Origin of the sequence: Candidatus Liberibacter africanus PTSAPSY, assembly GCF_001021085.1 — a bacterium.
GTDB lineage: Bacteria > Pseudomonadota > Alphaproteobacteria > Rhizobiales > Rhizobiaceae > Liberibacter > Liberibacter africanus.
In genome coordinates this window covers 847,874-863,359 of record NZ_CP004021.1, presented here as the reverse complement: position 1 = coordinate 863,359, position 15,486 = coordinate 847,874, and the positions used below count along the sequence as shown (strand labels likewise).

The following is a 15,486-nucleotide window of genomic DNA, read 5'->3' as shown; positions in this document are numbered from 1 at the left end:
TGACAATAAGAGCAATCAAGCCAGTCAAGCTATTAGTACTGGTCAGCTTCACTAGTTACCTAGCTTCCACATCCAGCCTATCAACGTGGTAGTCTACCACAGCTCTGATAGGGAATACTAGTTTTCAGGTTGGCTTCCCACTTAGATGCTTTCAGCGGTTATCCATTCCGTATTTAGCTACCCTGTTATGCTATTGGCATAACAACAGGTCCACCAGAGATACGTCCATCCCGGCCCTCTCGTACTAGGGAAAGATCCTGTCAATATTCCTACACCCACGGCAGATAGGGACCGAACTGTCTCACGACGTTCTGAACCCAGCTCACGTACCGCTTTAATTGGCGAACAGCCAAACCCTTGGGACCTTCTCCAGCCCCAGGATGCGATGAGCCGACATCGAGGTGCCAAACAACCCCGTCGATATGGACTCTTGGGGGTCATCAGCCTGTTATCCCCGGCGTACCTTTTATCCGTTGAGCGATGGCCCTTCCACGCGGAACCACCGGATCACTATGACCGACTTTCGTCTCTGCTCGACTTGTCAGTCTCACAGTCAGGCAGGCTTATGCCATTGCACTCAACAAGCGATTTCCGACCGCTCTGAGCCTACCATCGCGCGCCTCCGTTACTCTTTCGGAGGCGACCGCCCCAGTCAAACTACCCACCATACAATGTCCCGGCCCCGGATAACGGAGCGCAGTTAGACATCCACTTTGATAAGGGTGGTATTTCAAGGATGACTCCACAAAAACTAGCGTCCTTGCTTCAATGCCTACCACCTATCCTACACATATCAAAACAAACGCCAATGTAAAGCTATAGTAAAGGTGCACGGGGTCTTTCCGTCTAACCGCAGGAACCCCGCATCTTCACGGGGAATTCAATTTCACTGAGTCTGCGTTGGAGACAGTGGGGAAGTCGTTACGCCATTCGTGCAGGTCGGAACTTACCCGACAAGGAATTTCGCTACCTTAGGACCGTTATAGTTGCGGCCGCCGTTTACTGGGGCTTCAATTCAGAGCTCTCACCCCTCCTATTAACCTTCCAGCACCGGGCAGGCGTCAGGCCCTATACTTCGTCTTACGACTTCGCAGAGCCCTGTGTTTTTGGTAAACAGTCGCTACCCCCTGGTCTGTGACACCTCCTATTGGTTGCCCAAAAAAAGGTCACGCTTATCCCGAAGTTACGCGTGCAATTTGCCGAGTTCCTTCAACGCAGTTCTCTCAAGCGCCTTAGTATGCTCTACCTGACCACCTGTGTCGGTTTAGGGTACGGTCTATAAAATGGAGCTGTTTCCTGGAACCAATCCAATGCACATCTAATCCAATAAAAATGTACAATATACTTGATCCGTCACTTCCATCAGGCCCACAAATATTAATGTGGTTCCCATCAGCTACGCGTTTCCGCCTCACCTTAGGGGCCGGCTAACCCTACTCAGATTAACTTTAAGCAGGAACCCTTGGTCTTTCGGCGAGAGGGTTTCTCACCCTCTTTATCGTTACTCATGTCAACATTCTCACTTCCGATACCTCCAGAGGCTCTCACAAGTCCTCCTTCATCAGCTTACGGAACGCTCCGCTACCACTTGCAAACTTATAAAGTAAAACAAATCCTCATCTTCGGTGCATGGCTTTAGCCCCGTTACATTTTCGGCGCAAAAATCCTTACCTAGACCAGTGAGCTGTTACGCTTTCTTTAAATGATGGCTGCTTCTAAGCCAACATCCTGGTTGTTTTGGGATTTCCACATCCTTTCCCACTTAGCCATGACTTCGGGACCTTAAATGGAGGTCAGGGTTGTTGCCCTCTCCACAATGGACGTTAGCACCCACTGTGTGTCTGCCAACTAGTACTCCTCGGTATTCGGAGTTTGGTTAGGAGCAGTAAGGCGGTAAGCCCCCATAGCCTATCCAGTGCTCTACCCCCGAGGGTATTCAGTTAACGCTCTACCTAAATAGATTTCGCGGAGAACCAGCTATCTCCGAGTTTGATTGGCCTTTCACCCCTAGCCACAAGTCATCCCAATCTATTGCAACAGATACGGGTTCGGTCCTCCAATTGGTGTTACCCAACCTTCAACCTGCTCATGGCTAGATCACTCGGTTTCGGGTCTAATGCAACAAACTAAACGCCCTATTCAGACTCGCTTTCGCTGCGCCTACACCTATCGGCTTAAGCTCGCTTGTCACACTAAGTCGTTGACCCATTATACAAAAGGTACGCCGTCAGCCTCGCGGCCTTCGACTGTTTGTAGGCATTCGGTTTCAGGGTCTATTTCACTCCCCTAGTAGGGGTTCTTTTCGCCTTTCCCTCACGGTACTAGTTCACTATCGGTCATGCACGAGTACTTAGGCTTGGAGCGTGGTCGCCCCATGTTCAGACAGGATTTCACGTGTCCCGCCCTACTCAAGGTTAAAAAAGATCATTACGTATACGGGGCTATCACACACTATGGCTTACCTTCCCAGGTAATTCTACTTTAATCTATCTTAACACTGGCCTGATCCGCGTTCGCTCGCCACTACTAACGGAGTCTCAATTGATGTCCTTTCCTACAGGTACTTAGATGTTTCAGTTCCCTGCGTTCGCTTCTTTTATCCTATTTTATTCAGATAATGATACCTATAAACACCTAGAAAATTAAACCGTAATGTACACTTTCCTAGACGTCTAAGGTGGGTTCCCCCATTCGGAAATCTACGGATCAATGCTTATTTGCAGCTCCCCATAGCTTATCGCAGCATATCACGTCCTTCATCGCCTGTGCATGCCAAGGCATCCACCAAATGCCCTTGTCGCGCTTGATCACTCTCATTGTCAATCGTCACAAAGTTCTCTTACAAACTCTTTATTAATCAAAAAAAACATAACAAAAATATCATTATGATTCCTTGATAGACCAAATTTCCTGAGATAAATCTTCAACGTGCGGTTAACAACGTCGGTATCTATATGTCGCATACAATGCAAACATAAAAAATACAAAAAAATATATCTTCTATTCAATTTTCAAAAAACTATTGCTCCAATAATATAATAGAACAAAACCCTATATATGCGAATATGGTGGAGCCGAGCGGAGTCGAACCGCTGACATCCTGCTTGCAAAGCAGGCGCTCTACCAGCTGAGCTACGGCCCCCTAAAACTGAAATGGTGGGCCCAGGTAGACTTGAACTACCGACCTCACCCTTATCAGGGGTGCGCTCTAACCGCCTGAGCTACGGGCCCTAAATAAAAACATAGTAATGAACCCATCATCGCAAAATATCATAGAAAAGAAAGAGACACTTGGACGGCGATCCTCTAAAACCGCTATAATAGCAGCCATATTGTATCGAATAATCTTTAAAAAATATTCAGATCATTAAATAAATCTAATAATACTCAATATCTTCCTTAGAAAGGAGATGATCCAGCCACAGGTTCCCCTACGGCTACCTTGTTACGACTTCACCCCAGTCGCTGACCTTACCGTGGCCGGCTGCCCCCTTGCGGTTAGCACACCGTCTTCAGGCAAAACCAACTCCCATGGTGTGACGGGCGGTGTGTACAAGGCCCGAGAACGTATTCACCGCGGCATGCTGATCCGCGATTACTAGCGATTCCAACTTCATGCACTCGAGTTGCAGAGTGCAATCCGAACTGAGATGGACTTTGGGGATTAGCTCCGCCTCGCGACTTCGCAACCCATTGTAACCACCATTGTAGCACGTGTGTAGCCCAGCCCATAAGGGCCATGAGGACTTGACGTCATCCCCACCTTCCTCCGGCTTATCACCGGCAGTCCCTATAAAGTACCCAACATCTAGATAAAATCTAAACTTGATGGCAACTAGAGGTAGGGGTTGCGCTCGTTGCGGGACTTAACCCAACATCTCACGACACGAGCTGACGACAGCCATGCAGCACCTGTATGAAAGTCTCGGAAAAGAAAATATCGTCTCTGATATCGTCCAACATATGTCAAGGGCTGGTAAGGTTCTGCGCGTTGCATCGAATTAAACCACATGCTCCACCGCTTGTGCGGGCCCCCGTCAATTCCTTTGAGTTTTAATCTTGCGACCGTACTCCCCAGGCGGAGTGCTTAATGCTTTAAGGGCGCCACTGAATGGTAAACCACCCAACAGCTAGCACTCATCGTTTACAGCGTGGACTACCAGGGTATCTAATCCTGTTTGCTCCCCACGCTTTCGCGCCTCAGCGTCAGTATCAGGCCAGTGAGCCGCCTTCGCCACCGGTGTTCCTCCGAATATCTACGAATTTCACCTCTACACTCGGAATTCCACTCACCTCTCCTGAACTCTAGACAATCAGTATTAAAGGCAGTTCCAAGGTTGAGCCCTGGGATTTCACCTCTAACTTAATCGCCCGCCTACGCGCCCTTTACGCCCAGTTATTCCGAACAACGCTCGCCCCCTTCGTATTACCGCGGCTGCTGGCACGAAGTTAGCCGGGGCTTCTTCTCCGAATACCGTCATTATCTTCTCCGGCGAAAGAGCTTTACAACCCTAAGGCCTTCTTCACTCACGCGGCATGGCTGGATCAGGGTTGCCCCCATTGTCCAATATTCCCCACTGCTGCCTCCCGTAGGAGTCTGGGCCGTGTCTCAGTCCCAGTGTGGCTGATCGTCCTCTCAGACCAGCTATAGATCGTAGCCTTGGTAGGCCTTTACCCTACCAACTAGCTAATCCAACGCAGGCTCATCTCTCTCCAATAAAATCTTTCCCCCAATAGGGCGTATACGGTATTAGCACACGTTTCCATGCGTTATCCCGTAGAAAAAGGTAGATTCCTACGCGTTACTCACCCGTCTGCCGCTCGTATAAAATACGCGCTCGACTTGCATGTGTTAGGCCTGCCGCCAGCGTTCGTTCTGAGCCAGGATCAAACTCTCATGTTCTTGCCAAAGGCATCTAACATGTAAAAAATCCAATGCTATAAAACATCTTCCAACGTCATAACAAAAGAAAAAACATGAAAAAAAAAAACAACGCCCTCTAACATCGTAATTAAAATATAATTACAAAAAATAAAAAAATCGCCGTCCATGTCTCCCTTACTTCTCTATATTCTCTTCTCAAATAACGATACCAATACTAATACACATCAAATAACTAAGTCAACAAAAATTACTCATAAAAAATAACATCATACAACAATAAACATGCAACAAATATACAATATTTGACTCTTGTTTAAAAAAAATATATCCCCTTACAAAATTTGATATTACTGTTAAAGAATGTACTAGAAAAACAATGTTTTAAATAACATAAACAACTTTAACAACTTTCTTCTCAAGGTTATCAACAATGAGAGTTATCTCTGAAGCTTATATTCCCGAATTACCAAATTACTATTCTGGCAAAGTTCGAGAAAACTATTTTTTAAGCGATGGGACTCGCATTACCATAGCAACAGATAAATTAAGTGCATTTGACAGAAATATCACCTGCATTCCATATAAGGGTGAAGTATTAAATAAAATAACGCAATACTGGTTTCATCAAACATCAGATATATGTAAAAATCATGTTTTAGATTATCCAGATCCTAATGTTTTAGTTGGAAAACAATTACAAATGTTCCCAATAGAATTAGTCGTACGTGGTTATCTAGCAGGCAATACCAAAACTTCTATTCTTACATTTTATAAAAATGGAAAACGCAAGATATATGGACATGTACTTCATGATAACATGCGCGATAATCAAAAATTGCCATATCCCATTATAACACCTACAACGAAATCCTCCGGCTTCACCTCCAGTTGTGACCAACCCATTTCCCCGCATGAGATTATTCAAAAAAAAATCCTAACCCAAAGCCAATGGGAAACAGTTTCTTCTTATGCTCTCTCTCTTTTTAAACGAGGATGCGACCTTGCATTAAAACGCGGCCTACTTCTCGTAGACAGTAAATATGAATTCGGGATAGATGAACAAAAAAATATCATTCTAGCCGACGAGATTCATACACCAGATTCTAGCCGCTATTGGGAAGTTGAAAACTATGAAAAATCCCTCAAAGAGGGAATTTGTCCCGTTGGATTAGATAAAGATTATATTCGCAACTGGATACTCATGCGTTGTAATCCTTACAAAGAGAATATTCCCTCCATTCCCGAGAACATCATCCTTCACACATCACAAACTTATATTACAGCATATGAAAAGATAACTGGATTAAAATTTGTTGCTAACAGCTCGACACTTTCCCCTTTAGAAAGAATTCGTAATAACCTACACAAATACATAAAAAACAGTAACCGCTAACAAAAAAATATTTAAGGCATTTCCAATGCATTTCTCAAAAAATATTCCTTTAATAGAATAATTAATCATATCTAAAAAAATAAATTTAATGATTCCTGCTTTATATAATTGTCCCACTTGTTGAATATCACCTTTAGCCCCCAAACCCACAGACAATCATTATTCTAGTGTAAATCATTTTTTCTCCTATTTTAGTGTAAATCGTTTTTTCTCCTATTTTAAAGTATTGTAAAGAGAACAGCTTCAATGTATAAAAGCCCTATAATACGTTATTGCTATTGATATCTTCATGTAATTCTTGTAATTTCACAAAATAAGAGATATTTTTATTTTGCACAAAGATGTCAATTACCAGCATGTGCGTGGTGAATATTATTATTTTCCCTGGTAGCTCAGCGGTAGAGCATTCGACTGTTAATCGACAGGTCGCCGGTTCGAATCCGGCCCGGGGAGCCAGTAAAAAAGCAGCCATTTTATTTAACGGTATTTTTTATAGTATTTGATCGCACCTTTTAGAAGGTAAGGCCAACGTTTTACTTTCTTCTTTAATTATACACCTTTTTTAGTTCTAATAAAAAAGGAAAGGCGTGGAAAAAATTAAAATTAACAATGTAGCCAATACGCCAAACGGAGGCATGAAAGAGTATGCCATCGAATTTTCTCTCCTTTAATATGGAATTAACTCAACCATAGATATAGTATTATGTTATTGCAACTTTTTTATTTATGTTTTACTATATAGGAATTGAATAATGAAAATATCAAAATATCAAACTATGTTGATCCCCCTCATGATCGTCGGGTTAGGGTTAGCTTCATGCAAAACAGCATCAGAATCTAATAAGCAAACAGTTGACGAGGCAACGAAAAATGCCAATGATGCCAATGATGCGCGTAATAAGGATACCAAATCTTAAAGATCCAGCAAAGACTTGACCTAAAGAGTCAGAAAAAGACTGGAGATAAAGATACAAAAAAATAAATAAGTAAGTAAACAAACAGAAAGAGGGCTAATATTAGCCCTCTTTCAACCTTTAACTCGCTATCTTCTGCAGATTTTATCAGTGTACAAAAATCCCAGAATACACGCGATTAATATCTTGTTCAAAAGAGGTTAATGCCGAGAGAGGACTTTGAATAATGAAGTTCTCTTTCACACCCCACCATACCAATAACGGAAAAAATAACCCAAAAAACAGTTGCCAGAGGTCTAACTATAGTCGTGAAACTATTTTTTGAGGATATCCTCCTCTCTTTGCGCTTCTTTTTGATCTGTTTTTAAAATTAACACACAATCAGGCGGGATCTGATAATGGAACGAATCCTCAAAGACATCTAAAAGAGGAAGATCAACCTGTACACAAGAAAAAGACCAATCAAACGTTCGAAGCAATGATTTTTATACTATCTTCATCGCAAGTTTATACTCTTGCGAAGTAGAGTCGCTTGGATTTCCTAAATCAGAAATACTTATTTCCGCCCCCTAGTTTTTGCAAACCAAGATTGGCAATATCAACCCATTAAGTAATTTACTATACATCCATTTCAATATATCCAACACGAGATTCATCTGAACGACACGCCCCTAATTGGCAAGAAGCGTACATAGACTGCGCTCCAGACCGTTTAGAATCTTCTAAGATCTTAAACTGAATGTCTTTCCAGAAAGCGGTTATAATACCAGATCGCTCCCAAAACAAAGCATAGCTTTTTACTTTATCTTTCGCTTCTGGAGCAGTAGAAATACTTTTAAGTGGTATGGAGTCTTTAGCAGTAATCTTCCCTTCAGCGTCAAACTCTTTAGGAGAATTTTTCCCGCCTGGCATGTAATCAGAGGATATTATTCTAAACCCTGCAAAGCGTCTAATCTTACCATTCTCCAAATTTACATATTTAACATAATCTTTGTTAATCATTTTAATTGCAGCAAAAAAACTTGCATAAGCTCTACCTGTAAGCGCCAAAAACAAGTCAGCGTTGTCTACATCAACCCCAGATTTAATCATAGCGGATGCACCCATAATCTTATCTGCAACAGAAACAGACGATGACGGTGATCGTTTATAGTCAACAGGAATAATCATATTTGGATCGAAATTCTTTGTTGATGTACTTGAATGATGGTCAACAGTGTTTTCGCCAAAAGCACCTCTAACAACTTCCGATTCCGCTACTTTAAGAAGAGAATTACCTAAAACCTTAGCTAGATCATAAGTTAGTTTATCATCTTCTTCCCGATCAATCGCAATAGCATCGTGGTAATCTTTAGGCTTTATAATACGAAGTACATTTGAAACATCGATTTTAGGAGTTGGAACTTTTGTTCCTAGTTTAAGCTCTGCGGTTGAAGGTCCGTTGTTTAAGTAAGCAGAAAAACTATCCCCATCAACGTTATTTATTACATCTGTACAGCCTATAATTCCTGTTTTGTTACCATTCAATAAAAGGCTTATTTTACTTTTCAATAAAAGGCTTATTTTACTTTTTACATTAGGAAGTGGAATAGAATCAAAATTTTGTGTCATTTGGATTATCTTTCTATAAAGAATTGCCATTCCTAGTTTTTGCAAACCAAGATTGGCAATATCAACCCATTAAGTAATTTACTATACATCAATCTCAATATATCCAACACGAGATTCGTCTGAACGACATGCTCCTAACTTGAAAGAAGCGTACATAGACTGCGCTCCACACCTATCATCGTGTGTCTGGAGTGCAACCTTAACGTCTTTCCAGAAAGCGGTTACAAGACCAGAGCGCTCCCAAAACAAAGCATAGCTTTTTACTTTATCTTTTGATCCTGGAGCAGTAGAAACAGTTTTAAGTGGTATGGAGTCTTTAGCAATCATCTTCCCTTCATCGTCAAACTCTTTAGGAGAATTTTTCCCGCCTGGCAGGTGATCACAAATGACTATTTTAAACCCAGCAAAATGTGTAAGAGAACGATTTTCAATATTTGCAAATTGGAACGAACCATTATCCGCCATGCGAATATCATTCCATAAACTTTCACAAGCCCCACTTGTCAACGCTAGAAACAATTCAGAAGTATCTACATTACCGCATTTCCCATGAAGAGTGGCAAATGCAAAGCCAATCTTTTCCGCAACAGAAGTAGTCGATGACGGTGATGATTTATAATCAACAGGAATAATCATATTTGGATCGAAATTCTTTGTTGATGGACTTGAATTAGATCCAACAGTGTTTTCGCCAAAAGCTCCTCTAATAACTTCCGATTCTGCTAATTCAAGAAGAGAATTCCCTAAAACCTTAGCTAGATCATGAGTTATTTTATCATCAATCGCAATAGCATCGTGGTAAGCTTTAGGCTTTATAATACGAAGTGAAACACTGCATAATACGAAGTGAAACACTGCTTTTAGGGGCTGGGGGTTTTCCCCTGTTTTAAGACCTCCATTCGAAGGTCCGTTGCTTAAGTAAGCAAAAAAACTATCCCCATCAACGTTATTTCTTACATCTGTACAGCCTATAATTCCTGGTTTTTCACCATTCAATAAAAGGCTTATTTTACTTTTTACATTAGGGAGTAGAATATTTTCAAAATTTTGTACCATTTGGATTATCTTTCTATAATTGGATTAATTAGAGTTTATAAGGATGATTAATAGATAATGTTCATCGATTCCTGGTTTTTTGTTGTTAAGCACAGAATCTATCCATTATTGATTATGTGATAGCTAATCGTAACGCTGTTGGGATGTTTTCTTGGTTAAAGGTGTCGTAAAGTCCCAACGTGTAGGAGGATACCCCATTCCTGAATATTTACTACTAATAGCCAGTAATACTTAAGACATCTTCTTCAGACATCCTATTTGGTCCCAGTACTTTTATCATTTATCTACTCTAGGACATTATATTATTGATTTCTTTATAATTTTTTTCTTAAAAAAATATTCATCTCACAATATATATCACATATTACAGTAAAAAATCAATCAAAGATTGCAGAACATGCGCCCCAAAGAACGGCCATCTTTATCTACTCACAAATATTGCATGCTAACATATATAAACTTTATCATAGCAAAATATGAGATCAAATATGCTGTGATCATAATAAACATTATTACTTTTATTTGTGCTATCAAAGGAAATTATCCTTAAATCATAGAACTATTCAACACATTGGTTTGAAATTTTCGCCAATAAATTAAGCGCCTTTTAAGCCAACTATAAACATTATATCCACTATCTCGATGGCAAATCCTTAAAGATTTTCTTTCCATAACTAAATTTTAAGTCACCTCACATTGGGAAAATATTTATTTTTCTTCGACTAAACCAGATATATATTATCTGTTTTGAAATATCATTTGCTAACTGTTTGTATTATTTTACATCATCATTATTCGTTATTAATTTTAATTTTTTATCTTGTGTTTTAACACTATATAAGTGTGTTTATTTGTGATACAATGTAAATATGTGAATTTTTTTGTAGATAACACAAATATAAAAAGAGGACATTATGCTTAACCTCCCTAAAAAAAGACGCAAGTCTCAGCTTGGATGTATTCCAGATATTAAAGATATTCGCGACTTTCGTTATACTCTTAATAAATCTTTGATAGACAAATTGCCACCTAAAGTTGACTTAACCCCATCCTTCCCAGCCTATAACCAAGGTCACATAGGATCATGTACAGCGAATGCACTTGCTGGAGCTATTGAATATCAAAGGATTGCACATTCAGAAAAACCGGATTTTGTACCTTCCAGATTATTTATTTACTACAATGAAAGATGTATTGAGGGTCATGTAAATTATGACTCTGGCGCAATGCTACGTGATGGAATAAAAGTACTACATAAAATCGGAGTTTGTCCAGAAAGTGAGTGGCCATACGACGCTATACCACCTTCACGTGAGGGCCATGTATTTCCTCCACAATCCCGAGCAAGAAAAAAGCCCCTTTATCTTGCTATAATCATGCAGCTAATTATGTCATTACCAGTTATCATCGTATTGAACAGGATATCAATCACTTAAAAAGTTGCCTTGCCGATGGTTCTCCGTTTGTGTTCGGTTTTGCAGTATATGACAGTTGGATCAGCAGTCAAGATGAACCATCCACGTGTATTCCCTTACCAACACCTGATGATAAACTAGCCGGAGGACATGCTGTTTTATGCGTGGGATACGATGATAGCACACAACTTTTTCGCTTCCGCAATTCATGGGGAGAAAACGCCGGAGATAAAGGGAATTTTTATATTCCATACGATTATATAAGTAATCCTCAATTAGCATCTGATTTTTGGGTAATTTATACAGTTAAAAATTAAAACTGGATAACAATCTCTGAAATATAAATCCCAACTTCGGCAACTGAAATATATTGCCAAAAGGATATCTCTCTATGAGCTTTATCATAGAGAGATTCGGGTTTTTCATTTAGGAATATCGAAACCGTTTACTTAATTGATAAAACATCTACTTGAAAAAAATTCAAATAAGGATAATTTTCGAATAATTCTAAACCAAAAATCATATGATGAAAAAAATTGGAATAAATAAAAGAAGTCATAAACGCTTTTTACTATTTATTGTCACGCATAGATAAATATTATTTTCATCAGTCACACCTAAGACTGCTTATCCTATAGTCATTTCTTTTGCATGATTTTATATCAGTATACCAAAAGCCAAGAATGCAAGCGATTATCTCCTTAGTAAAAGGATCGATAAGCGCTAAAGGATCAGTGAATAAAAATCCATCTCTCACTAAATAAATTAACAATAACGGATAAGCAATAATCCAAAAAAACGTTGTCAGAGGTAGAACAAGAGCGTTTAAGCCATCTATCCACTTAACACCACTTTTGTGTTTGTGCTCATTAATCCTCGCTAATCTTACTGGCTTTTCTGCTTTAATTTCTTCAACAGAAACTAAACTCTTGGCATTGATCTTCGCCAATTCAATCTTCACCCTATCGTGTTATATTGATTGCTTGTACTTGACATGTTCTGTTACCATTTCAGACACAGACTGGATAAAAAGAAGCAAGAACCTAAATGCTCCTCCAACAATAAAAGACTGTATCATGATTTAAACTAATCTTTGATAACTTGAAAGCAATATATAAAAGTCCCTACGGTCGTAGTAATAGCTATAATAATAGGCCATAATTGTTTTGCAATAGCACCCACCTCTTGGTTTTGGCTATTATATTTAAAACATCTTCGACATAACAATATAAAAATTTAAATTGCCCATTTTTTTTGTGTAGTAAACGAGATTGTAAGCCACCTTTCTTCCCCCAGCCCACCAACAGCTCCTCCTACCTCATGCCTTATAGCGTCAAGAGATTCTATTCTATTAATCGGATAATGTGGAGGGACAATCAAGTATATCTCTATAAATCGAGAACGACCTACTTTGGTAACATATGTATAAAAATCGATAAAACCATGCCGAACAACAATAGGATAAAGAGATTCTCTCACTTGAATGTCAAGGTCAATAGGAGTCATTTGAAAAATTTCAAACGTCGCAGATTTCATCGTATAAATTGCTGTTGGGAGAATAAACAAACAAATGGACATTAAAACCACTGGATCAACATAAGGAATAAGCCAGTCATATATACCATCTCTGAGAGAGATGCCGCACAAAAATACAATCACAACAGCAAGTAAAAGAAATCCCCCGACAATCCAAGACTTTGCATCTAATGCAATAAAATCAGATTTTATATCCCTATTACACCTTCTTTCATATGTGCCCATCGCAAAACAAACACATGCGGCTATAAAAGAATAAATAACAGCCTTTTCAAAATTAATGTCATGACCACCCGATATAACAGTCATAATAGAAACCAGAAATTCATACAGCGTTACAAATATTAAAATAATAGAATTAAAAGCCAAGACTATAGGTTCAAAATGCCAGAAACCAAACTGAAAATACCTCTTTCTCTCGCTGTAATTTTCTTCCAAAACATCGCGAGAAATAAGCTTAGCTACAATTAAAGAAAGCGTTGTCATCCCCGCATCTAAATATGAATAAAACCCATCAAAAACAATAGATGAAGATCCCGTAATAACACCAACAATTAAATTTGCCGACGCCATAAGAATCGTTACACAAATAGATAATTTTAACAGAGATTCTTCTGATTTTGATCTTGCTTTATAGTTCTGCATTTAGTAATTTTACCTTATATCTCAATGGCAATATACAGATGATTATCTTTATTGGAAAAATATTTTTTCTAGTAGATAAATTTTATTTTGACAAGATATTATTTAATGATATCCAGAAATTTTATATTCTTAGTATGTAAGATGGAGTAAAACATATGGACTTTAAACTGCCCAATTTGCCTTATAACTATGATTCCCTTGCTCCATATATGTCACAAGTGACCCTGGAGTACCACCATGGTGTGCACCATAAGAATTATGCAGACAATGCATCAAAGCTTGCGTCCGATGCTGAGATGTCACACTTGTCACTTGAGGAAATTATAATAAAGTCGCACGGATCTAATGCCGGTCTTTTTAATAATGCTTCTCAATATTATAATCATAATCTTTTTTGGCCGTGTATGAAGAATAATGGCGGAAAAGAACAAATACCTCAAACACTAAGCGATGCCATTAATGCCAATTTTGGAAGTTATGAAAAATTTAAGTCAGACTTCATCATAGCCGCCTCCACACAATTTGGATCCGGATGGGGATGGTTGTCAGTTAAAAATGGAAAACTAGAAATATCAAAAACCCAAAACGCCGAAAATCCTCTTATAAATGGAGCAATCCCAATTCTTGGTATTGATGTATGGGAACATGCCTATTATCTAGATTTTCAACACAAGCGTGGAAGTTATATCGAATGCTTCATTAGCAATCTTGTAAATTGGGAATACGTTGATGAACGCTATAAGTCGGCTATATCATCTCAAAAAGTAGATTCATAACGCCTAGTTTCTAATAGCCAGTTGTACCGAAAATGTTTCTCTCGATAAACTCTGTGATACTATTTTATAACTCAGTTGTCTTATTTTTATGGATGATGAAAGCATATGCTAGATAAAGTACATCTGGAATAATTTTGATAAAGCAAGCAGTGTTTCGATTTATTGCAGATGGACTGGTCATTTATAGAGTGTAAAAAATGATGGCTGGAACTTAAAAAAGTTTCCAATCATATCTAACAATCTTTTTTACTCTTGATATCTTACATATTTCTTCAACAAAGGGTTTAAATATCTCATAAAATCACTTAAATAATCTGAAAGAGAAAAACTATACCCCCCTCATGGATCATTAAATATCTATGCTGGAAGGGAAATAACAAATGAATACTAAAAGTGTTAATTGCATCAATTATGCTCAATAGTGGCATATAGCTAGTTGTACCGAAAATGTTTCTCTCGATAAACTCTGTGATACTATTTTATAACTCAGTTGTCTTATTTTTATGGATGATGAAAGCATATGCTAGATAAAGTACATCTGGAATAATTTTGATAAAGCAAGCAGTGTTTCGATTTATTGCAGATGGACTGGTCATTTATAGAGTGTAAAAAATGATGGCTGGAACTTAAAAAAGTTTCCAATCATATCTAACAATCTTTTTTACTCTTGATATCTTACATATTTCTTCAACAAAGGGTTTAAATATCTCATAAAATCACTTAAATAATCTGAAAGAGAAAAACTATACCCCCCTCATGGATCATTAAATATCTATGCTGGAAGGGAAATAACAAATGAATACTAAAAGTGTTAATTGCATCAATTATGCTCAATAGTGGCATATAGCTAGTTGTACCGAAAATGTTTCTCTCGATAAACTCTGTGATACTATTTTATAACTCAGTTGTCTTATTTTTATGGATGATGAAAGCATATGCTAGATAAAGTAAATCTGGAATGATTTTGATAAAGCAAGCAGTGTTTCAATTTATTGCAGATAGACTGGTCATTTTATAGAGTGCAAAAAATGATGACTGGAACTTAAGAAAGTTTCCATTTTATCTAACAATCTTTTTTTAATCTTGATATCTTACATATTTCTTAAACAAAGGGTTTAAATATCCCATAAAAGCACTTAAATACTCTGAAAGAGAAAAACTATATCCCCCATAGATCATTACACCTCTATGCTGGAAGGGAAATAACAAATGAATACTAAAAGTGTTACTTGCATCAATTATGCTCAATAGTGGC

8 protein-coding genes, 3 tRNA genes, 2 rRNA genes and 1 pseudogene are annotated in these 15,486 nt (G+C 38.5%); 6 read left to right on the top strand and 8 right to left on the bottom strand.

The features are described 5' to 3' along the window. Positions 1 to 11: 11 nt before the first annotated feature. The 4 genes from G293_RS03930 to G293_RS03915 all read right to left on the bottom strand — a co-directional run bounded on the left by G293_RS03930 (position 12) and on the right by G293_RS03915 (position 4,903). Positions 12 to 2,809 (bottom strand): 23S ribosomal RNA (locus G293_RS03930). A gap of 257 nt (positions 2,810 to 3,066) precedes the next feature. Next, positions 3,067 to 3,142, bottom strand: a tRNA-Ala gene (locus tag G293_RS03925). A 12-nt stretch (positions 3,143 to 3,154) separates the two neighbouring features. Continuing rightward, positions 3,155 to 3,231 (bottom strand) — tRNA-Ile (locus tag G293_RS03920). Positions 3,232 to 3,403: 172 nt separating this feature from the next. Further along, positions 3,404 to 4,903, bottom strand: a 16S ribosomal RNA gene (locus G293_RS03915). Together the 16S and 23S rRNA genes with 2 tRNA genes alongside form the textbook arrangement of a ribosomal RNA operon. Positions 4,904 to 5,315: 412 nt before the next feature. On the opposite strand from G293_RS03915, the gene G293_RS03910 reads away from it, so the two are divergent. The 3 genes from G293_RS03910 to G293_RS05740 all read left to right on the top strand — a co-directional run bounded on the left by G293_RS03910 (position 5,316) and on the right by G293_RS05740 (position 7,195). After that, complete coding sequence (locus G293_RS03910) at positions 5,316 to 6,278, top strand: phosphoribosylaminoimidazolesuccinocarboxamide synthase (protein ID WP_047264395.1); 963 nt, start codon at positions 5,316 to 5,318, stop codon at positions 6,276 to 6,278. Positions 6,279 to 6,659: 381 nt separating this feature from the next. Next, positions 6,660 to 6,734 (top strand) — tRNA-Asn (locus G293_RS03900). Positions 6,735 to 7,030: 296 nt separating this feature from the next. After that, positions 7,031 to 7,195 (top strand): hypothetical protein, encoded by a 165-nt coding sequence (locus G293_RS05740; protein ID WP_158402225.1) that lies wholly within the window; start codon positions 7,031 to 7,033, stop codon positions 7,193 to 7,195. Between the two features lie 615 nt (positions 7,196 to 7,810). Here the strand turns inward: G293_RS05740 and G293_RS03895 are convergent. After that, complete coding sequence (locus tag G293_RS03895; RefSeq protein WP_047264393.1) at positions 7,811 to 8,803, bottom strand: phage capsid protein; 993 nt, start codon at positions 8,801 to 8,803, stop codon at positions 7,811 to 7,813. 81 nt (positions 8,804 to 8,884) lie between these two features. After that, positions 8,885 to 9,859, bottom strand: coding sequence for a phage capsid protein (locus G293_RS03890; RefSeq protein ID WP_047264392.1), 975 nt, complete (start codon positions 9,857 to 9,859; stop codon positions 8,885 to 8,887). Positions 9,860 to 10,773: 914 nt separating this feature from the next. Between G293_RS03890 and G293_RS05960 the strand changes: the two genes are divergently transcribed. Beyond that, positions 10,774 to 11,295 carry a C1 family peptidase gene (locus tag G293_RS05960; RefSeq protein ID WP_244464372.1) on the top strand — a complete coding sequence of 174 codons (522 nt, stop codon included), beginning with the start codon at positions 10,774 to 10,776 and terminating at the stop codon, positions 11,293 to 11,295. Further along, positions 11,184 to 11,591, top strand: coding sequence for a C1 family peptidase (locus G293_RS05955; RefSeq protein ID WP_342027556.1), 408 nt, complete (start codon positions 11,184 to 11,186; stop codon positions 11,589 to 11,591). Before G293_RS05960 ends, G293_RS05955 begins: the two co-directional genes overlap by 112 nt. Positions 11,592 to 11,912: 321 nt before the next feature. On the opposite strand, the pseudogene G293_RS03880 reads toward G293_RS05955, so the two are convergent. Continuing rightward, a pseudogene (locus G293_RS03880) lies at positions 11,913 to 12,235 on the bottom strand (hypothetical protein). Positions 12,236 to 12,510: 275 nt separating this feature from the next. Further along, positions 12,511 to 13,455 carry a cation diffusion facilitator family transporter gene (locus G293_RS03875; protein WP_047264391.1) on the bottom strand — a complete coding sequence of 315 codons (945 nt, stop codon included), beginning with the start codon at positions 13,453 to 13,455 and terminating at the stop codon, positions 12,511 to 12,513. 155 nt (positions 13,456 to 13,610) lie between these two features. On the opposite strand from G293_RS03875, the gene G293_RS03870 reads away from it, so the two are divergent. Next, complete coding sequence (locus G293_RS03870; protein WP_047264390.1) at positions 13,611 to 14,231, top strand: superoxide dismutase; 621 nt, start codon at positions 13,611 to 13,613, stop codon at positions 14,229 to 14,231. Positions 14,232 to 15,486: the final 1,255 nt, after the last annotated feature.

Excerpts from the sequence above, each read along its gene's own strand:
- G293_RS05740 (WP_158402225.1), top strand. The coding sequence starts at position 7,031 with ATGAAAATATCAAAATATCAAACTATGTTGATCCCCCTCATGATCGTC.
- G293_RS03895 (WP_047264393.1), bottom strand. The coding sequence starts at position 8,803 with ATGACACAAAATTTTGATTCTATTCCACTTCCTAATGTAAAAAGTAAA.
- G293_RS03875 (WP_047264391.1), bottom strand. The coding sequence starts at position 13,455 with ATGCAGAACTATAAAGCAAGATCAAAATCAGAAGAATCTCTGTTAAAA.
- G293_RS03890 (WP_047264392.1), bottom strand. The coding sequence starts at position 9,859 with ATGGTACAAAATTTTGAAAATATTCTACTCCCTAATGTAAAAAGTAAA.
- G293_RS05960 (WP_244464372.1), top strand. The coding sequence starts at position 10,774 with ATGCTTAACCTCCCTAAAAAAAGACGCAAGTCTCAGCTTGGATGTATT.
- G293_RS03870 (WP_047264390.1), top strand. The coding sequence starts at position 13,611 with ATGGACTTTAAACTGCCCAATTTGCCTTATAACTATGATTCCCTTGCT.
- G293_RS03910 (WP_047264395.1), top strand. The coding sequence starts at position 5,316 with ATGAGAGTTATCTCTGAAGCTTATATTCCCGAATTACCAAATTACTAT.